Source organism: Streptomyces sp. B5E4, from assembly GCF_039871555.1.
Lineage (GTDB): Bacteria > Actinomycetota > Actinomycetes > Streptomycetales > Streptomycetaceae > Streptomyces.
On the sequence record NZ_JBDPMI010000012.1, the window covers coordinates 143,118 to 161,389 of the forward strand.

Consider the following 18,272-nt stretch of genomic DNA (forward strand, 5'->3'; position numbering starts at 1 on the left):
GTAGACCTTTTGCTCGGGAAGAGGTCTGATGGGACAGAGAACTCGGCGTCGGCAGTGCCCCCAGGGCACACGCTGACGCCGAGTTCTTCCCTGTGCACTGCCCGCTGACACGCCGGTCTTCGATCGGTCGCCGCCGGTCGGGGTGGTGCCGGCGAAGCATCCGCTGATCACAGGCGCCCCACGGATTCGCCGTGTCGCAGCCGCCCGGATCCATGCGAGAGTCCGCCGCCACCGCGGCACACCTCACGCACCCCTCACCTCACGGACACCCCGGCCACTGACCCGGCCTGGCCCGTGGGCCCGGCCGGGACGGTGCCGACGCGGTGCTACTTCAGCTTCGTGCCCGTCGAGCGCAGGTGGTCGCACGCGGTCCGGACGCGCTCGGCCATCGATGCCTCGGCGACCTTGCCCCAGGCGCGCGGGTCGTACGCCTTCTTGTTGCCCACCTCGCCGTCGACCTTCAGCACGCCGTCGTAGTTCTGGAACATGTGCGCTGCGACGGGGCGGGTGAAGGCGTACTGCGTGTCCGTGTCGATGTTCATCTTGACCACGCCGTTCTCCAGGGCCGTGGCGATCTCCTCCTCGGAGGAGCCGGAGCCGCCGTGGAAGACGAAGTCGAACGGGCTCTGCTTGCCGTACTTTGCGCCCACGCCCTCCTGGAGGTCCTTCAGCAGCTCGGGACGGAGCACGACGTTGCCCGGCTTGTAGACCCCGTGCACGTTGCCGAAGGACGCCGCCAGCAGGTAGCGCCCCTGCTCGCCCAGGCCCAGCGCCTCGGCCGTGCGCAGCGCGTCGTCCACCGTCGTGTACAACTCGTCGTTGATCTCGTGGGTGACGCCGTCCTCCTCGCCGCCGGTCGGGGTGATCTCGACCTCCAGGATGATCTTCGCGGCGGCGGCGCGGGGCAGCAGCTCCTGGGCGATGGACAGGTTGTCCGCGAGGGTCTCGGCGGAGCCGTCCCACATGTGCGACTGGAACAGCGGGTTCTCCCCGCGGGCGACGCGTTCCTCGGAGGCGGCGAGCAGCGGGCGCACGTACCCGTCGAGCTTGTCCTTGGGGCAGTGGTCGGTGTGCAGGGCGACATTGACGGGGTACTTCTTGGCGACGATCGCCGCGTACTCCGCGAGGGCGACCGCGCCCGTGACCATGTCCTTGCTGTACTGCCCGCCCAGGAACTCGGCGCCGCCTGTGGAGATCTGGACGATCCCGTCGCTCTCGGCCTCGGCGAAGCCGCGCAGCGCGGCGTGCAAAGTCTGCGACGAGGTGACGTTGATGGCCGGGTAGGCGAACTTGCCTGCCTTCGCCCGGTCCAGCATCTCGTTGTAGACCTCGGGGGTTGCGATGGGCATCTGTCCGCTCCTTGGAGACGTGCGGGTGTCTGCAGTGCGTGTACGAGTGCGACCGGCTCCGTTGCCGTGGCGCCCCTGGAGTGCCCCCATCCTCCCAGATGTCCGCCCGCGCTTCCCCGCCCTGTGGATAACCCACGCCGACCCGTGGGAGCGCTCCGTACCGCTCAGCCGAGTCCCAGGTCGGAGAGGCCGTAGGCGTACAGATACGGCACGCCCGCCGTGTCGCGCACCCGCTCGGCCGCGCCCGTGTCGCGGTCCACGATCGTCGCGACGGCGACCACCTCCGCGCCCGCCTCGCGCACCGCCTCCACGGCGGTCAGCGCGGAACCGCCCGTCGTCGAGGTGTCCTCGACGACCAGCACCCGGCGGCCCGCGACGTCCGGTCCCTCGATGCGGCGCTGCATGCCGTGCGTCTTGCTGGCCTTGCGGACGACGAAGGCGTCCAGCGGGCGTGCACGGTCGCCCGCGGCGGCGGAGGCGTGCAGCATCGCGTCGGCGATGGGGTCGGCGCCGAGGGTGAGGCCGCCGACCGCGTCGTACGCGAAGTCCTTGGCGAGGTCGAGCATGACGCGGCCGACGAGCGGCGCGGCGGAGCCGTCCAGGGTGATCCGGCGCAGGTCCAGGTAGTAGTCGCCCTCGATGCCGGAAGAGAGGGTCACCTTGCCGTGCACGACGGCCTTGTCCTTGATCTGACCCAGCAGGTCGGCATGTGCGTCGCTCATGGCGGTGAGCCTAACCGAGCGTGCGCCACGCCCAGGTGGTCGATACCTCCAGCGGCTCGATGGGGGTGACGAGGCGGGGGTGGGTGTTGAGCCCGTTGGGCGGGCCGGACTGCGGTTCCACGCAGACGGCTTCGGGCTGCTCGTCGTAGACGACGACCCACTCCGCGCGGCTGGTGACGGTCAGCTCCACCCGGCCGGGCCAGGTGAGCGTCACGTCGACGCCGTCGGGCATGCCGAAGCAGTCGTCCCACGGGCCGGGCTGCGGCTCGATGCGCTTGCCGGTGGGGAGGTGGTCCTCGCCGCGCTGCTCCTGCCAGGCGGCGGTGAAGTCGATGCGTACGCCGGAGCCGTCGGAGTCGGCGGGGTCGTCTCCGGAGAGGTGGCGTACGAACCAGGGGTGCCAGCCGGCCTGCGCGGGGAAGGAGTCGCCTGCGGTCTCCACGGCGAGCGTGAGCGTCACCTTGTCCGGCTCCAGCTCGACCAGTTGGGTCACGCGCCCCGGGTACGGCCAGGGGTCGGCGAGGTCGTACGAGAACGCGGCGGCGGCGTCGTCGGCGCGCACGGTGCGCCAGGCGGTGCTGCGGCCGGTGCCGTGGATGGCGTGCGGCGGAGCGTCGGCGGGGAGGCGGTGCTTGACGCCGCCGTTGCGGAACTCGCCCAGCTCCAGGCGACCGCAGAAGGGGACCATGGGGAAGCAGCCGTAGCGATCGCCGCCCCGCAGCAACTCGGTACCGGCCACGCGGAGGCTCGCGACCCGGCAGCCGTTGCGGGGATCCATCGTCAACTCGGCGTCACCGGCGGTGAGACGTGTGGGCACGCGACGAGCCTAGACGAGGGACGGCGCACCCCGCCGCGCAGGACCCGTCGACGGCGGGCCGGCCCGCCTGGCGGCGGACGTGCGGGGAGCGGGCCGCCGCGGGCGCGGGGAAGCGAGCGGGCGCGAAGGGGGGCCTGCCCGGGGGACGTGTCGGCCCTCGGGGCCGGGGGCTTGCGGCGCCGGGCCGCCCGGAGCCGGCCGTGTGCGCTGCGCTGCCGGCGGCCGCCGGGGCGGAGCCCTCCTGCCTCCGGCTGAGCCGGTCAGTGGCGGGTGCGTACGCGTTGCTCGGCCGACGGCCGCGCTGCAGCCCGGCCGGGCGGTGCCCCCGCCCTCCGGCGGAGCCGGTCAGTGACGGCGGCGCAGGGCGCGGCCCACGATGACCGCAGTCGCCACCGCCAGGGCCGCCGCCGGGGCCAGCCAGCGCAGGCCCGCCGTGGGTACGGGCGCGTCGGCGGCCGGGGTCGGGGCGTACCGGCCGCGGGGCGGGGCGTGGTCGACCTCCTCCGCGCTGCGGCCGATCATCGTGCGCCGCGCGTGCGCGGCCTCCGGCTCCTCCAGCATGTCGTCGGCCGGCTCGTCCGTGTCCTCCTCCTCGTCGGAGAGGGCGTCGAGCACGTCGTCGGCCAGCGGGTCGAGCGAGGGCGGCGGCACCTCGCCGTCGAAGACCTTGCCCGTGCCGGGCGGTGTCTCGCCGGACTGCTCGGGGGCCGGGATGCCGGGGATGGCGCGCTCGTTGTCGTCGCCGAGCCCGACGTCGGAGGTGTCGCCCGGCTGTACGGCGTCGTCCGGGTGCTCCGGCGCTTCGGCCGGCTCCGGGGGCCCCTCCGTCAGCGGCTCCGCAGCCAGGTCCGCCCCCAGGCTCTCCGCGAAGCGCTCCAGCAGCCGTACGCCCGCCGCCTCCGCCTGCGCCGCCTCGACGGCCGCCAGCCGCCCCGTGCTCACCACCGTGCCCGTGCACAGCAGCGTCGACGTCCCCGCCTCGGCCGCCTCCCGCGCCGTGAGGGTCAGCGACGCCGTCACCTCCCCGCTGCCGCGCGACTCCTCGCCCTCGGCCTCGACGGCGACGGAGTCGCCGCCCGGTGCCAGCCGCAGCGTGCCGCGGTACGTGATGCTGGAGCCGGCGACGCGGAGCCGCAGCCGGCCGCGCAGCGTGTCCGGCTCCTCCGCCACGACCTCGTCGAGCGTCAGCCCGGGGACGCTGCGGGCGACCCGCTCGGCGTCGGACAGGGCACGGCGAACGGTATCTGCGGGCTGCGGTACGTGCACCTCTCGCTCCATGGACCGGAGCCTACCCACGGGGAACCTGCCCGGCACAGGGTTCTGCGGCGGGTCTGGGAACGGGTCACTCCACCGCCCCCGAAACCCGGCGCACCCACCCCGACCAGCGGAAAGTCCATGCAGGCCGGGCGCCGCGGCCGCCGCGCGGGACCGCGACCGCTCCCTCCTCACTCCGTGTACCTCGGATGGAGCAGCGTCGACGGTGTCAGGTCCGCCGCCTCCGGCGGCGCGGCCAGCAGGCCGGCGCCCGGGGGCAGCGTCAGGGCGAGGGGGCGGCGGGCGGCGAGCACGAAGCCCCAGCGGTCGTCGCTGTCACCTGCCTCGTACGTGCACGGGGTCAGCCCCGCGGCCCGTACGGTCGCCGCCACCGTCCACAGGCTGTGCGCGGTGTCTCCGGACCCGGGCCCCGCCACCGCCCCGGCCTCATCCTCGGCCTCAGCCCCGGCTCCGGCTCCGCCACCGGCCCCCGCGCCGGATTCGGACCCAGACCCCGCCCACGACGCCGCGTGCACCGCCAGCCGCCCCCCGTCCGCCAGCGCCCGCCCCGCCAGCCCGTAGAACTCCTGCGAATACAGCTTCGTGCTGCCCGTGTTCCGCGGCCCCGGCAGATCCGACACGATCACGTCATACCGCTCCCGCGGCGCCGACCGCCGCAGCCAGTCGAACGCCTCCGCGTGCACCACCCGCAGCCGCGGGTCCCCGTACGCGTGCTCGTTGAGCCGCGACAGCCGCGGATCCTCGGCCGCCAGTCGGCTCAGCGCCGGGTCCATCTCGACGACCGTCACCTCCGCGACGTCCGCGTGCCGCAGCGCCTCGCGCGCCGCCAGCCCGTCGCCGCCGCCGAGGACGAGGACCCGCCGCCGCGAGTCCGGCGCGGCCAGCGCGGGCCGCATCAGCGCCCCGTGGTAGCGGCGCTCGTCCGCGGAGTCGACGCGCAACTGCCCGTCGAGGTAGAGCTCCACGGTCCCGTCCTCGCCCGCCGCGAGGACGATCTCCTGGACGTCGGTCGTCTGCGCGACCCGCACCTCCGAGCCGTAGACCGCGTCTCTGGCCGCACGTTCGAAGGGGGCGGACAGGAGTGCGGCGAGCGCGAGCAGCGCCAGGACCGTGGCGTTCGCCGCGAACAGCGCCCAGCGCGCACGCCGGCTCAGGTCATGCCGGAAGAGATAGAGCACCAGCGCACACCCCGCCGTGGCGTTGACCGCCCCGGTGATGAGCGCGCTGGAGAGCTGCCCGAGCCAGGGGAGCAGCACGAACGGGAAGGCCAGCCCGCCGGCCAGCGCCCCCACGTAGTCGGCGGCGAAGAGGTCGGCCACCGCGCCGCCCGGGTCCTGCCGCCGGACGCGCTGGATCAGCGTCATCAGCAGCGGCACCTCGGCGCCGATCAGCACGCCGATCGCCAGCGCGTACGCCACGAGCACGAACCGCGGCTGGCCGAACCACGCGAAGCACGCGTGCAGCGCCATCGCCGAGAGTCCGCCGAGCAGCGCGAGCACCGCCTCGACCCCGCCGAAGGCGACGGCCGCACGGATCCGCAGCCGCTTGGCCAGCAGCGATCCGACGCCCATCGCGAAGACCATGACGGACAGCACGACGGACGCCTGGGTGACGGAGTCGCCGATCAGGTACGACCCGAGGGCGACCAGCTCCAGCTCGTACACCAACCCGCAGGCGGCGCAGACGAAGACCGTGGCGAGCACGAGAAACCGCCCGGTGGCGGGCGGCACCGGGAGGGCGGGCGGCGGCGCGCCCGGCAGCGCGGGGGCGCTGTCGGGGGCGCGCGTCATCTGCTCGTACGGTTCGATCACGAAGGAACGATACGGTTGCGCCGGTGCCGCCCATTGTCACCCACACGTGTGCAATATGCCCTGGACATAGGCGAATTGGCTCTATCCGGGGCACCGGCGGCGCCCGACGGCCGTCCTAGACCGGCTCCGCGACCCGCGCGGCCATCGTCGTCCGCGTCGCCACCAGGCGTCCTTCCTGCGGATACGAGTGCCACGTGCGCCATCCGACGACGTCACCCTGACGGTGCACCAGCAGTGCGGTGAACGCGTGCGGGCTGCCGGGGAACGTGCCGGCGAGACCGCGCGGGTGGTCGGCGACCAGCGCCAGCAGCTCCTGGGCGCGGGACTCGAAGGCCCCCCGGGTCAGCGTCTCGACCCGGGCGGCGAACTCGTACTCCCACCCGGCGACCTGCTTGGCCACGCCGAGAGGGAGCGGTGTGTTGCTGCCGGGCAGACAGGCGACGGTCTCGGAACAGGCCGAGTCGCCGTCCCTGAGCAGCACTTGATGTGAGGCCCCGAGGAGCCTGAGCTGTGCGTCGGCGGAGCCGAGGCGCAGGTCGAGCACCGCGAGCGCGGGCATGGGGTCCAACCCGAGCCGCCATGCGAGGTCCTGGGCCCGGGTATCCGTGTATGAGGTCTTGAGGGTGGTGAGCATGGGTCGGCTCCACAGGCAGGGTGGAAAGACATCGGGCCTCCCGCCGCATGGCGGGACCACGGGTGCGGGCGCAAGCCGAGAAGCACGCGGGCACGCCCCGGCAGAAGGGGAATGCGCCCGGGAAATACGGAATCATGAAGTGCGGCCCGCCGACAGCGTTTTTACCCTTCTTCACCGGGTTCCGTCGGGCGGGCGCACGATTGGTCAGTTGTTCACTTTCTGACCGCTAACACCCGCCGCCGCCTCCGTCGCCGCCGCCACCCCCGCCGCAGTCCCCGCTACCGCCGCCGTCCCCGCCCCAGTAGCCGGTATCCGCCCCGCCGCCGCTCCCGCCCGCGAAGCCCCGGCGGCCCGTGCCGGACGGCACGCCGCGGTAGGTGGTACGCCTGGAGAGGGTGACGGACAGTGCCACGACCAGCCCGATCGCGGCCACGCCGAAAACGATGAATCCCATCGGACCTTCCAATCTCCCCCGCCCCCGCGGAGGTCCGCTGTATCACCGGGTGTGCCCCGCGCACGGCCTCCTCAACCCTCCGCCGTGCAAGCATGTCCCCATGGGACGCCCACCGCTGAGCAGCCGTCTGACCCCCTTCGTGACCACGATCTTCGCCGAGATGTCCGCCCTCGCCGTACGCACCGGGGCGATCAACCTGGGCCAGGGCTTCCCCGACACCGACGGCCCCGCGGAGGTCGCCGAGGCGGCCGTACGGGCCATCCGGGAGGGCCGCGGCAACCAGTACCCGCCCGGTCCCGGGATCCCCGAGCTGCGGCACGCCGTCGCGGCGCATCAGCGGCGGTGGTACGGGCTGGAGTGGGACCCCGAGTCGGAGGTGCTCGTCACCGCCGGGGCCACCGAGGCGGTCGCCGCGGCGCTGCTCGCGCTGCTGGAGCCGGGCGACGAGGTGATCGCCCTGGAGCCGTACTACGACTCGTACGCCGCCGGCATCGCCATGGCCGGAGCCCGCCGCGTCCCGGTCACCCTGCGCCCCGACACGGGTGCCGGAGCCCCCGCGTACCGCCTCGACCTCGACGAGCTGCGCGCCGCCGTCACCCCCGCCACCCGCCTCATCCTCCTCAACTCCCCCCACAACCCGACCGGCACCGTCCTCGACCGCACCGAGCTGGAGGCCGTCGCCGCCCTCGCCCGCGAGCGCGACCTGCTCGTCGTCACCGACGAGGTCTACGAGCACCTCGTCTTCGACGGCACGCACATCCCGCTCGCGACCCTCCCCGGCATGCGCGAGCGCACGGTGTCGATCTCCTCGGCCGGCAAGAGCTACTCCTTCACCGGCTGGAAGGTCGGCTGGGTCACCGCCCCCGCGCCGCTGGTCGCCGCCGTGCGCACCGCCAAGCAGTATCTGACGTACGTCAGCGCCGGCCCCTTCCAGTACGCCGTCGCCGAGGCGCTGGCGCTGCCGGACTCCTACCTCACCGGCCTCCGCGCCGACCTGCTGCGCAAGCGCGACCTGCTCGCCGCCGGGCTGACGGAGGCCGGGCTGCGCGTCTTCCGCCCGTCCGGCACGTACTTCATCACCGCCGACATCACCCCCCTCGGCGAGAAGGACGGCGTCGCGTACTGCATGTCGCTGCCCGAGCGCTGCGGGGTCGTGGCGGTGCCGACGCAGGTCTTCTACGACGATCCGGACGCCGGGCGCAGCATCGTGCGGTTCGCCTTCTGCAAGAAGGACGACGTGCTGACGGAGGCGGTGCGGCGGCTGAAGGAGGGCCGTTCGGCGTAAGCCCGGGAGGCCCCGGGGGCGACGGCCCCGGAGCATGGGGAGCAAGGAGGCGCAGCCATGGAGATCGTCGCGTACGGCGTGCAGGCCGACGAGCTGCCGGTGACCGAGACCGCCTTCGAGGCGGCGTTCCGCGGTGAGCACACCCTGCGCTGCCTCGACCTCTTCCTCAACCACGACACCGTGCCCACGGCCGCCGGCTACGAGATCGTCCTCACCGGCGTCAACGACGAGCTGGACGGCACCGTCCTGCACCGCCTCGCGGCCGGCGGCACCCGGTTCCTCGCCCAGCGCTCCACCGGCTACAACAACATCGACCTCGACGCCGCCCGGGACGCCGGCCTCTCCGTGGCCCGTGTCTCGCACTACTCCCCGTATTCCGTCGCGGAGTTCGCCTGGGGCCTGGCCCTCGCGGTCAACCGCCGCCTGGTCCGCGCCGCCACCCGCTCCCGCGAGTTCGACTTCCGCCTCGACGGGCTCATGGGCCGGGACTTCCACGGCCGTACGGCCGGCGTCCTCGGCACCGGGAAGATCGGCGAGGTCTTCGCCCGTATCGCCCACGGCTTCGGCATGCGGCTGCTCGGCAGCGACGTCGTGGAGAACCCGGAATGCCTGGCGCTGGGCATGGAGTACGTCGGTACGGACCGGCTGTTCGCCGAGTCCGACCTGATCAGCCTGCACGCGCCGCTGCTGCCGGAGACGCATCACACGGTGGACGCGGCGGCGCTGGCGGCGATGAAGGACGACGCGATCCTCGTCAACTCCAGCCGCGGCGGCCTCGTCGACACCGACGCCCTGGTCGAGACGCTGCGCGCCGGGCGGCTGGGCGGCGTGGGCCTGGACGTGTACGAGGAGGAGGCCGGGCTGTTCCACCACGACCGGTCGAGGGAGGTGATGACGGACGACCGGCTGGCGCGACTGATGACCTTCGGCAACGTCCTGGTCACCTCGCACCAGGCGTACTTCACCGCGGACGCGGTGGGCCAGATCACCGACGCGACGCTCGACAACGTACGGGACTGGCTGGCGGGCCGCACGGGCGGGAACTTCCTGCTCCCGCCCGCCGGTTCCGCCTGATCAGACCTTCTCGTACACCGAGACGTGCGACCGGCTCGCCGCGTCGAACGGCCGGCGGTCCCACCCGGCGTACCGCTCCCGCAGCCGCATCCCGGCGAGCCGCGCCATGAGGTCCAGCTCGCTCGGCCAGCAGTAGCGCAGCCGCAGCGGGCGCAGCGCGGTCCCGTGCGCGTCGAAGGTGACGCGCTGGTACGTGACCGCCTGCGCGACCGGGTCGTGGACGAGGAACTCCATCTTCACCGCGTCCTCGGACAGCGCGCGGGTGGCGACGCGCTGGTTGCGGTCGAACTCCGTGAGGTCCTGGACGAAGCACTCGATGACGAACAGCCCGCCGGGCTCCAGGACCGCGGCGACGTTGCGGAAGCAGTCGACCTGCCGGTCCTGGTCGGGCAGGTTGAACAGGGTGTTGAAGACCAGGTACGCGGTGTGGAACGGGCCGTCCACCGGCACGTCGGCCATGTCGCCGATGGTCACGGGGATGTCGGCGCCGCCGGGCTTGGCGCGAAGTTGCTCGACCATGGCGGGGGAGCCGTCGACGCCTTCGACGGCGACGCCGCGGGCGGCGAGGGGGAGCGCCACGCGGCCGGTGCCGACGGCGAGTTCGAGGGTGCGGGCGCCCGGCGGGACGAGACCGGCGAGGAAGTCGACGGTGGGGGTGGGCTCGTAGGGGTCGCCGTGGTCGTATTCGTGGGCGTAGCGGTCGAAGAACGCGGGGTCGTGGAAGACGGTCACGGGGCGGGAGTCAAGCAGCGCCGGGCGGGCGGCGCGAGCGAATTAACGCGGGGGCGCGGGCCGTACGGACCGGGGCGCGCAGGGCATACGGGCGTGCGGGCCGTACGGCGCACGCGTCGGGGGCGGGCGCCCCGCCGCTCGGCCGGACGCCCGCCCCCGGGCGGTTACTTCGTCTCCAGATCCCGCCGGCGGAAGCCCAGCAGGCCCAGCCACACCAGTCCCACGGCGATCGCCGTCAGCACCAGCAGCGGCGGCCACGACATGTCCTGCGCCGGGAGCTGCGGGACGTGCCCGAAGGGGGACAGGTCGCTCAGGACGTCCGGGAACTTGAGGATCTCGCCGAGGTAGTCCACGACGAAGCCGTACACCGGGATCACCCAGGCGACTGCCACGGCCCGCGGGAACCAGCCGAAGAGGGCGACCGCCAGGCCGATCGTGACCCACAGCGCGGGGGCGAACGCCAGGGCCGCGCCGACGAGCTTGAGGAAGAGCCCGCCGTCGCCGGTGGACGCGGCACCCGAGGCACCGAAGCCGACGCCGGCGAGCAGGATCAGCGCCGTGCCGCCGGCCGCGCCGACGAGCGTGTGGCTGAGCACCCACCGGTCGCGCGACAGCGCGGTGGCGAGCAGCGGCTCGGCGCGGCCCGCGGACTCCTCGGCGCGCGGGCGCAGGGCGGCCATCACGACGTAGATCGAGCAGACGACCGCGAGCACGATCATCACCACCGAGGCGAACGACTCCGCCACGTTGGCGCCGCCGACCTTGGCGAGCTGCTCCTCCAGCTCGTCGATGCCGTCGATCATCTCCTCGGCGTCGCCGAGGATCGACCCGTACATCACACCGAGCAGCAGCGCGCCCGCGCCGAAGCCGGCGAGCAGGCCGCGGTGCAGCCGGAGCGCGAAGCCGAGCGGGGTGGTGAGCGTTTCCGAGCCGACGGGGCTGCCGAGGCGGGTGGCCCGCAGCCCCGCGCCGACGTCGCGGCGGGTGCTGAGGAAGAAGCCGGCCGCCGCGCTGACCACGGCCGCGGTGAGCACGAGCAGCAGCGGCCACCAGCGGTTGTCGACGAAGACGTAGGTGCGCTGGACCCAGCCGATCGGCGAGAGCCACGACACCCAGTCGTTGCCGACGTCGCCGGCGGCGCGCAGCGCGTACGCCGCGCCGATGGCTGCCATCGCCATCCCGGACGCCCCCCGCGCGTACGCGGTGACCTGCACCGTGATCGCGGCGACGGCGGCGAAGAAGATGCCGATGGCCGTGTGCGCGAGGCCGTAGAGCAGGGCGCCCTGGCCGTCGACGCCGTCGACACCCATGCCGGACATACCGGCGGCCAGCAGCAGTCCGAGCGCCACGTTGGCGACGACGGCGACGCCGAGCGCGGCGGCGAGGTAGGAGTGCCGGCCGACGACACCGGAGCGCACCAGCTCGGCGCGGTTGGTCTCCTCCTCGGTCCTGGTGTGCCGGGAGATGATGAGCACGCTCATGATGCCGACGAGCACGGCCGTGAAACCGAGCATCTGGTGGCCGGTCATCGAACCGATGTTGTAGTCGTCGAGGTAGTGCCGCGGGCCGGTCATGGCCAGCCCGGCGGGGCTGTCCATGGTCTCGGCGATGTCGGCGCGCTTCTCGGCCGTGTCGTACGACGTGTCGAAGCTGCTGACGCTGGAGGAGGTGCCGAGGAACAGGGCGAGCACCCACACGGGCAGCCGTACGCGGTCCCGGCGCAGCGCGAACCGGAAGAGCGTCCCGGTGCCGGCGAGCGCATCGCCGCCCTCGGCGGCGCGCGGGGGCGCCAGGGGCCGCGACGTCGTGGCGCCCGGGGCACCCATGTCGTCGGTGTCGTTCGTGGCGGAGGGGGTGGCAGACATCAGGCTGCTCCCGCCTCCGCGTGGTGGCCGTTGTGGTCCAGCTCGTCGCCGTAGTGGCGGAGCATGAGCTCCTCCAGGGTGGGGGGATGGCTCACCAGGCTGCGGATGCCGAACTCGCCGAGACGCCGCACGGCGGCGTCGAGGTGCTCGCCGTCGACGGCGAAGTGCACCCGGCCGTCGTCGGTGCGGAGCTGGTGGATGCCGGGCAGTTCGTCGATGCCGGTGGCGGGCCGCTCGGTCTCGGCCTCGATGGTCGTACGGGTCAGGTGGCGCATCTCGCTGAGCGTGCCGGACTGCACGATCTTCCCCAGCCGGATGATGCTCACCTTGTCCGCCAGCTTCTCCACCTGCGCGAGGATGTGGCTGGACAGCAGGACGGTCTTCCCCTCGGCCTTCGCCTGGGTGATGACGTCCTGGAAGATGACCTCCATGAGCGGGTCGAGGCCCGCGGTGGGCTCGTCGAGCAGGAGCAGCTCGGCGTCGGAGGCGAGGGCGGCGACGATGGCCACCTTCTGCCGGTTGCCCTTGGAGTAGCTCCGGCCCTTCTTGGTCGGGTCGAGGTCGAAGCGCTCGATGAGGTCGTCGCGACGCCGCTTGTCGATGCCGCCGCGGAGCCGCGCGAGCAGGTCGATGGCCTCACCGCCGGTGAGGTTGGGCCACAGCTCGACGTCCCCCGGCACGTACGCCAGTCGGCGGTGGAGCGTGACGGCGTCGGCCCACGGGTCGCCGCCGAGCACCTGGGCGGTGCCCGTATCGGCGCGCAGCAGGCCGAGCAGCACGCGGATGGTGGTGGACTTGCCCGCGCCGTTGGGGCCGAGGAAGCCGTGCACCTCGCCCGTCTCCACGTCGAGGTCGAGGCCGTCGAGTGCTCGGGTCCGGCCGAATGTCTTGGTCAGGCCGGAGACGGTGATTGCCTTGGTCATACGATGTAAGCTACAGGAAGATTCAGAAATTTGTGAAGTTAAGGAAGCGTTAGTATCGGCGCTGGCGAGGTCCAGACGGGGAGAACGTGGAGAAGTGGCAGATCAGCATCGTGACGGGGGCGAAGAGCGCGGCGACGGCGCGGAGCGCGACATACGCGCCGGGCGTGACGCGCAGGCCGTGGAGCGGTACGTGGAACGGGTGGCCGCCGAGCTGACCGAGATGGGCATGCAGCGGATGGCGTCCCGGGTCTTCGCGTGCATCCTGGCGGACGACACCGGCGCGCTCACCGCCGCAGAAGTGGGCGAGCGGCTGCACGTGAGCCCGGCGGCGGTCTCGGGCGCGGTGCGCTACCTCGGGCAGGTCGGCCTCATCGCCCGCGAGCGCGAGCGGGGCTCGCGGCGGGAGCGGTACCGGGTGGAGGGCGACCGCTGGTACCAGATCTTCGCGCAGCGCGAGCAGAGCATCAGGCACTTCCAACAGACACTGCTCGCGGGTATCGGCGTGCTGGGTGCGGAGACGCCGGCGGGACGGCGGATCGAGGAGACGGCGGAGTTCTTCGCCTTCCTGCGGGAGGAGAACGGCCGGCTGGAGCAGCGCTGGTGGGACTACGTCAAGCGGCGCGACGAGGCGCGGGCGGCGGGGGAGTGAGGGGGCCGGGTCACCCCGGTAGCGGCTCCGGCATCCTCCCCCACGGCAGCCACTCCCCGAACGCGGCGCCACCCCCGTACAGCGTCGCGGCGAGCACCAGCCCGGTCACCACCTCGGCCCGCCGCCCTCGTGCACCGCGAGAGCGGAGCGGCACCCCCGGCGGCGGATCGAACTCACTCATACCCCGACCCTGCACCCGCCCACGAAACCCCGCCTCCCCGGCGAAGCGATCAGGTCCGCCGGCCGGGAGGTCTCAGCGGTGCGCCGTCAGGGGAGCGGGGCGGTGATGAGGCGCCAGGCGTCGGGGTGGGCGGTCCAGGTGCGCTGGCGGACCGGGGCGCTGAGGAGGGCGTCGGCGCGGTAGCGGAAGTCGCTGCCCCAGACCCGTACGCTACGGGCCTCCGCGTGCAGCGGCTCGCCGGGGCCGCGGGGGCGGATCACCACCTGGGCCAGCCCGCTCGTCGGGTCCGTGACCACCCTGACCTGCGTCGCCGGGCCGTCCAGGTCCGCCAGCAGCACACCGTCCGCCTCCACGCGGAGGCGGAAACCCGGGTCCGGGGGCGTCGTGGCCGCCGGGCCGCCGTCCCCGTGCGCCGTCTCCTCCGTGGTCGGCGGCCAGCCCTCCGCGCCGCCCGACTCCCAGCCCCCGGTCGCGTCCTCCGCGCCCCACTCCGTCACCACCGGCGGCGGCCCCGGCTCGCGGCCGTTCCCGTTCCGCTGGCCCACCGCCCGCGCCGCCAGCGCCCGCAGGCCCGCCGCCGGCGTCCACCGCCGGCCCGCGGCGCTCGCTCCCGAGCCCACCCGCTGCGTCAGCCCCGCCAGGCCGCCGGCCGGGGTGCCGCCCGATGCGCCGCCCGGTGCTCCGGCGCCCGCCGGCGTCCGGGAGCCGTGGGCCGCCCGGTCGCCCTCCGCCGTCCGTGCGTCCCGCCCCGCGCCCTCCGCGGGCAGGCGCAACGCGTCCAGCACCACCCCGCCCCCGTCGTCCACCAGGAGCCCCAGCCGGCGCTCCTCGCCGTCCAGCACCGTCCGGGCCGCGTCCACCGTGCCCGTCGGGACTCCCAGCGTCGCCGCCAGCGTTCTCGCCGTGCCGACCGGGACGAGCGACAGCGGGGCGTCCGCCAGCGTCTCCTGGCGGCGCAGCTCGCTCACCACCCGCAGGAACGCCCGGTCGTCACCGATGACCACCGGGCGGCGGGCGCCCCGGCGGGCCAGGGCGCGCGCCAGCTCCGGGGCGGTCTCCGGCAGGCAGATCTTCGTGGCCGCCGCCGCGGAGAGCACGTCCCTCGCGATCCGTACGGCTTCCCCGTCCGCCCGCCGTGCAGCGGGGTCGATGAGCACGAGCAGTGAGCGCCCGGTGGGGTCTGGAGCCGACACCACGGTCCTTCCTCAGGTAATCTCTCGGTGCAAGAGCCCCTGTCGCACTTGTGCCAGGGGCTTCGTCTATCCGGGGCCCGGTCCGATCCCCGGTGCACGGCGCACCGCACGTTGGACATGCCCCGCCCGGAAGGGGTGTACGCCTGTGCCCGCACTTGTGCTGCTCGGTGCTCAGTGGGGTGACGAAGGCAAGGGGAAGGCCACCGATCTGCTCGGCGGCTCGGTGGACTACGTGGTGCGCTTCCAGGGCGGGAACAACGCCGGGCACACGGTGGTGGTCGGCGATCAGAAGTACGCGCTGCACCTGCTGCCGTCGGGCATCCTGTCGCCGAGCTGCACGCCGGTGATCGGCAACGGCGTGGTCGTCGACCCCGAGGTGCTGCTCGGCGAGCTGAGCGCGCTGCAGCAGCGCGGCGTGGACACGTCCAAGCTGCTCCTCAGCGCCAACGCGCACCTCATCACGGCGTACCACACCGACCTCGACAAGGTGACGGAACGGTTCCTCGGCAAGCGGAAGATCGGCACCACGGGACGCGGCATCGGCCCGGCCTACGCCGACAAGATCAACCGCGTCGGGATCCGGGTGCAGGACCTCTTCGACGAGTCGATCCTGCGGCAGAAGGTCGACGCCGCGCTGGACCAGAAGAACCAGATCCTCGCCAAGCTCTACAACCGCCGCTCCATCCGCCCCGATTCCGTCGTCGAGCAGCTCCTCGGCTACGCGGAGCAGCTGCGCCCGTACGTCGCCGACACCACCCTCGTGCTCAACGAGGCCATCGACGCCGGGAAGGTCGTCCTCTTCGAGGGCGGGCAGGGCACGCTCCTCGACGTCGACCACGGCACGTACCCCTTCGTCACCTCGTCCAACCCGACCGCGGGGGGCGCCTGCACGGGAACCGGCGTCGGTCCCACGCGGATCAGCCGGGTCATCGGCATCCTCAAGGCCTACACAACGCGCGTCGGTGCCGGACCGTTCCCGACCGAACTCCTCGACGAGGACGGCGACCGGCTGCGCACCATCGGCGGCGAGCGCGGCGTGACCACCGGCAGGGACCGGCGCTGCGGCTGGTTCGACGCGGTGATCGCCCGCTACGCGACCCGCGTCAACGGCCTGACGGACTTCTTCCTCACCAAGCTCGACGTGCTCACCGGCTGGGAGCGCATCCCGGTCTGCGTCGCGTACGACATCGACGGCCGCCGGGTCACGGAACTGCCGTACAGCCAGACCGACTTCCACCACGCCACGCCCGTGTACGAGATGCTGCCCGGCTGGTCCGAGGACATCTCGAAGGCCACGTCCTTCGAGGAGCTGCCGAAGAACGCGCAGGGCTACGTCAAGGCGCTGGAGGAGATGTCGGGCGCGCCGGTGTCGGCGATCGGCGTCGGTCCCGGACGGGACGAGACGATCCAGATCAACTCGTTCCTCTGAGCCTGCCCCTAAGTCGGTCAGCCGTCAGACCGTTCTCTTGAGGCGCTGGTCCTGCAGCGTCGTCAGTTGCTGCACGGCAAGCAGGGCCATCACGCTCGTCACGATCAGCACGAACGAGAACAGCAGGTCGAACAGCACGATCTGGACCGCCGAGTCGATCGAGCTGCCGACCTCCCAGTCCTCGGCGGTGACCAGGGCGAGCACCATGGTGGCGACCCAGGTGGCCCACCAGAAGTTCAGCACGCCCTTCCCGTACGACACGGGCCGCGGCCCGTAACCGACGGGCGGGCGCGTGTGCTGCGGGAAGGGGCTGGATATCCGGAAGATGTCCTGGGCGATCTGCAGCGGGAACCAGAACTGGGCGACCGGGATGAACCAGGAGCCGATGGCCAGCCCGGGGGAGTAGCGCACCTGGCCGGGGGCGAACGCCTCGGAGTTCGTCCGCAGCCGGTAGAACCAGACCGACCACAGCACGGCGCACACCGCGAAGAGGAGGAAGTTGCCGGCGGTGAAGTTCTCCATCCGGTCCAGGTCCTCGGCCATGTACCAGGTGTCGGCGCCGTCCTCGCTGAGCAGGACCAGGAGGTTGATCTCCTGGATGATCTGGAGGCACACGAACGCCGCGTACACGCCCAGCAGCACCTGGAGCGCCGTGGCGATCGGCCGCACCGCGCGCGGCCGGCCCGGCAGCGGCGGGTGCGGGGTCTGCCAGCCGGTCTGGCCGTAGGGGGGCGCCGGGGTGCGGTAGGGCGGCGGGTGCGCGGTGGGCGCGGTGCCGTAGCCGGCGGGGCGGTGCTGCTGCGGCGGCGTGTGCTGCTGGGCGTGGGGCGGGGTGCCGTACGGCTGGTGGTGCTGGGGCTGCAGGCCGGTGTGCCCGTACGGGCCGGGGGCGGCGCCGGTGAGCGGCGGCCCGTACGCCGGAGCCGCCCCGGTCGTCCCGCCGCCCGCCGCCTGCGGCGTCTCCGCGTCCAGCAGCTCCACCGCCCGCCGCGCCAGCAGCTCCAGCAGCGCCCCGGGCAGCCACGGCCTGAGCTGCGCCGCCTCCTCCGTCAGCGCCACCAGCTCCGCGACCTGCGGCCGCGCGTCCGGCTCCTTGGCGAGACAGCGCTCGATCACCGTGCGCAACTCACCTTCGATGCCGGACAGTTCCGGCTCCTCCGCGGCGATCCGGAACATCAGCGCGTGCGCGCCGCTGTCCTCCGTGCCGAACGGCATCCGCCCGGTCGCCGCGAACGCCAGCACCGTACCCAGGCAGAAGACGTCGCTCGCGGCCGTGACCCGCTCGCCGCGCACCTGCTCGGGCGACATGAAGCCGGGCGAGCCGATGACCGCGCCGGTACGGGTGAGCCCGTCGCCCGCGGCGGTGACCGAGTCCAGCGCGCGGGCGATGCCGAAGTCGATGACGCGCGGCCCGTCGATGGTGACGAGGATGTTGGACGGCTTGAGGTCGCGGTGGACGAGCCCGGCGGCGTGGATCGCCTGCAACGCGCGCGCCAGCCCGCCCGCGAGCGCGCGCACGGAGGCGTCGGGCAGCGGACCGTGGTCCCTGGCGACGACCTCGTGCAGCGAGGGACCCGCGACGTACCCGGTGGCGACCCACGGGGTCGCGGCGTGCGTGTCGGCGTCGAGCACGGGCGCGGTCCACTCGCCGCCGACCCGGCGCGCGGCGGTGATCTCCTGCGTGAAGCGCCGCCGGAACTCCGGCTCCCGCGCCAACTCGGCCTTGACCAGCTTCACCGCGGCGGTCCTGCCGCGCTCGGAGCGGGCGAGATAGACGCGTCCCATGCCGCCCTCGCCGAGCCGTCCCAGCAGTTGGTACGAGCCGACGCGGCGTGGATCGTCCGGTCCGAGGCTGTCCATGCTGCCCCCTTCCCCCCTC

The 18,272-nt window shown here is 73.3% G+C and carries 17 protein-coding genes; 4 read left to right on the forward strand and 13 right to left on the reverse strand.

Annotated features, from left to right (window positions below):
- Positions 1 to 326: 326 nt before the first annotated feature.
- The 7 genes from fbaA to ABGA99_RS18140 all read right to left on the reverse strand — a co-directional run bounded on the left by fbaA (position 327) and on the right by ABGA99_RS18140 (position 7,062).
- Positions 327 to 1,349 (reverse strand): class II fructose-bisphosphate aldolase, encoded by a 1,023-nt coding sequence (gene fbaA / locus ABGA99_RS18110; protein WP_347578204.1) that lies wholly within the window; start codon positions 1,347 to 1,349, stop codon positions 327 to 329.
- 164 nt (positions 1,350 to 1,513) lie between these two features.
- Positions 1,514 to 2,071, reverse strand: coding sequence for an orotate phosphoribosyltransferase (pyrE, locus tag ABGA99_RS18115; protein WP_347578205.1), 558 nt, complete (start codon positions 2,069 to 2,071; stop codon positions 1,514 to 1,516).
- Positions 2,072 to 2,081: 10 nt separating this feature from the next.
- Positions 2,082 to 2,849 carry an aldose 1-epimerase gene (locus tag ABGA99_RS18120; protein ID WP_347578232.1) on the reverse strand — a complete coding sequence of 256 codons (768 nt, stop codon included), beginning with the start codon at positions 2,847 to 2,849 and terminating at the stop codon, positions 2,082 to 2,084.
- A 384-nt stretch (positions 2,850 to 3,233) separates the two neighbouring features.
- Positions 3,234 to 4,166, reverse strand: a complete 933-nt coding sequence (locus ABGA99_RS18125; protein ID WP_347578206.1) for a hypothetical protein — start codon at positions 4,164 to 4,166, stop codon at positions 3,234 to 3,236.
- 167 nt (positions 4,167 to 4,333) lie between these two features.
- The gene (locus ABGA99_RS18130; RefSeq protein WP_347583022.1) at positions 4,334 to 5,953 is read right to left on the reverse strand and encodes a polyamine aminopropyltransferase; all 1,620 of its coding nucleotides are present in this window, start codon (positions 5,951 to 5,953) and stop codon (positions 4,334 to 4,336) included.
- 136 nt (positions 5,954 to 6,089) lie between these two features.
- Positions 6,090 to 6,608, reverse strand: a complete 519-nt coding sequence (locus ABGA99_RS18135; RefSeq protein WP_347583000.1) for a DUF2617 family protein — start codon at positions 6,606 to 6,608, stop codon at positions 6,090 to 6,092.
- A 226-nt stretch (positions 6,609 to 6,834) separates the two neighbouring features.
- Entirely contained in the window at positions 6,835 to 7,062 is a 228-nt protein-coding gene (locus ABGA99_RS18140; protein WP_347583001.1) for a hypothetical protein, read from the reverse strand.
- A gap of 100 nt (positions 7,063 to 7,162) precedes the next feature.
- Between ABGA99_RS18140 and ABGA99_RS18145 the strand changes: the two genes are divergently transcribed.
- Complete coding sequence (locus tag ABGA99_RS18145) at positions 7,163 to 8,347, forward strand: pyridoxal phosphate-dependent aminotransferase (RefSeq protein WP_347578209.1); 1,185 nt, start codon at positions 7,163 to 7,165, stop codon at positions 8,345 to 8,347.
- A 57-nt stretch (positions 8,348 to 8,404) separates the two neighbouring features.
- The gene (locus tag ABGA99_RS18150) at positions 8,405 to 9,421 is read left to right on the forward strand and encodes a 2-hydroxyacid dehydrogenase (protein ID WP_347578210.1); all 1,017 of its coding nucleotides are present in this window, start codon (positions 8,405 to 8,407) and stop codon (positions 9,419 to 9,421) included.
- Here the strand turns inward: ABGA99_RS18150 and ABGA99_RS18155 are convergent, their stop codons facing one another.
- From ABGA99_RS18155 to ABGA99_RS18165, 3 genes are all read right to left on the reverse strand, one after another.
- A complete protein-coding gene (locus ABGA99_RS18155) occupies positions 9,422 to 10,153 on the reverse strand; it encodes a class I SAM-dependent methyltransferase (RefSeq protein ID WP_347583002.1) in 732 nt (243 codons plus the stop codon).
- A gap of 164 nt (positions 10,154 to 10,317) precedes the next feature.
- On the reverse strand, positions 10,318 to 12,018 hold the full coding sequence (locus ABGA99_RS18160) for an ABC transporter permease (RefSeq protein ID WP_347583003.1): 1,701 nt from the start codon (positions 12,016 to 12,018) through the stop codon (positions 10,318 to 10,320).
- On the reverse strand, positions 12,018 to 12,941 hold the full coding sequence (locus tag ABGA99_RS18165) for an ABC transporter ATP-binding protein (protein ID WP_347583004.1): 924 nt from the start codon (positions 12,939 to 12,941) through the stop codon (positions 12,018 to 12,020). The genes ABGA99_RS18160 and ABGA99_RS18165 overlap by 1 nt, the downstream gene beginning before the upstream one ends.
- Positions 12,942 to 13,035: 94 nt before the next feature.
- Here ABGA99_RS18165 and ABGA99_RS18170 point away from each other — a divergent pair, with 94 nt between their 5' ends.
- A complete protein-coding gene (locus ABGA99_RS18170) occupies positions 13,036 to 13,590 on the forward strand; it encodes a MarR family transcriptional regulator (protein ID WP_347578214.1) in 555 nt (184 codons plus the stop codon).
- A 10-nt stretch (positions 13,591 to 13,600) separates the two neighbouring features.
- Here ABGA99_RS18170 and ABGA99_RS18175 read toward each other — a convergent pair whose 3' ends face one another.
- The gene (locus ABGA99_RS18175; protein WP_347583005.1) at positions 13,601 to 13,771 is read right to left on the reverse strand and encodes a hypothetical protein; all 171 of its coding nucleotides are present in this window, start codon (positions 13,769 to 13,771) and stop codon (positions 13,601 to 13,603) included.
- A gap of 86 nt (positions 13,772 to 13,857) precedes the next feature.
- Positions 13,858 to 14,964: a diacylglycerol kinase family protein gene (locus ABGA99_RS18180; protein ID WP_347583006.1), complete on the reverse strand. Its 1,107-nt coding sequence runs from the start codon at positions 14,962 to 14,964 to the stop codon at positions 13,858 to 13,860.
- A 145-nt stretch (positions 14,965 to 15,109) separates the two neighbouring features.
- Between ABGA99_RS18180 and ABGA99_RS18185 the strand changes: the two genes are divergently transcribed.
- Positions 15,110 to 16,393 carry an adenylosuccinate synthase gene (locus ABGA99_RS18185; RefSeq protein WP_347578216.1) on the forward strand — a complete coding sequence of 428 codons (1,284 nt, stop codon included), beginning with the start codon at positions 15,110 to 15,112 and terminating at the stop codon, positions 16,391 to 16,393.
- A 24-nt stretch (positions 16,394 to 16,417) separates the two neighbouring features.
- Here the strand turns inward: ABGA99_RS18185 and ABGA99_RS18190 are convergent, their stop codons facing one another.
- Complete coding sequence (locus tag ABGA99_RS18190) at positions 16,418 to 18,253, reverse strand: DUF4328 domain-containing protein (protein WP_347578217.1); 1,836 nt, start codon at positions 18,251 to 18,253, stop codon at positions 16,418 to 16,420.
- Between the last annotated feature and the right edge of the window lie 19 nt (positions 18,254 to 18,272).

Excerpts from the sequence above, each read along its gene's own strand:
- ABGA99_RS18130 (WP_347583022.1), bottom strand. The coding sequence starts at position 5,953 with ATGACGCGCGCCCCCGACAGCGCCCCCGCGCTGCCGGGCGCGCCGCCG.
- ABGA99_RS18175 (WP_347583005.1), bottom strand. The coding sequence starts at position 13,771 with ATGAGTGAGTTCGATCCGCCGCCGGGGGTGCCGCTCCGCTCTCGCGGT.
- ABGA99_RS18190 (WP_347578217.1), bottom strand. The coding sequence starts at position 18,253 with ATGGACAGCCTCGGACCGGACGATCCACGCCGCGTCGGCTCGTACCAA.
- ABGA99_RS18150 (WP_347578210.1), top strand. The coding sequence starts at position 8,405 with ATGGAGATCGTCGCGTACGGCGTGCAGGCCGACGAGCTGCCGGTGACC.
- ABGA99_RS18125 (WP_347578206.1), bottom strand. The coding sequence starts at position 4,166 with ATGGAGCGAGAGGTGCACGTACCGCAGCCCGCAGATACCGTTCGCCGT.
- ABGA99_RS18140 (WP_347583001.1), bottom strand. The coding sequence starts at position 7,062 with ATGGGATTCATCGTTTTCGGCGTGGCCGCGATCGGGCTGGTCGTGGCA.
- fbaA (WP_347578204.1), bottom strand. The coding sequence starts at position 1,349 with ATGCCCATCGCAACCCCCGAGGTCTACAACGAGATGCTGGACCGGGCG.
- pyrE (WP_347578205.1), bottom strand. The coding sequence starts at position 2,071 with ATGAGCGACGCACATGCCGACCTGCTGGGTCAGATCAAGGACAAGGCC.
- ABGA99_RS18135 (WP_347583000.1), bottom strand. The coding sequence starts at position 6,608 with ATGCTCACCACCCTCAAGACCTCATACACGGATACCCGGGCCCAGGAC.
- ABGA99_RS18165 (WP_347583004.1), bottom strand. The coding sequence starts at position 12,941 with ATGACCAAGGCAATCACCGTCTCCGGCCTGACCAAGACATTCGGCCGG.
- ABGA99_RS18145 (WP_347578209.1), top strand. The coding sequence starts at position 7,163 with ATGGGACGCCCACCGCTGAGCAGCCGTCTGACCCCCTTCGTGACCACG.
- ABGA99_RS18160 (WP_347583003.1), bottom strand. The coding sequence starts at position 12,018 with ATGTCTGCCACCCCCTCCGCCACGAACGACACCGACGACATGGGTGCC.
- ABGA99_RS18120 (WP_347578232.1), bottom strand. The coding sequence starts at position 2,849 with ATGGATCCCCGCAACGGCTGCCGGGTCGCGAGCCTCCGCGTGGCCGGT.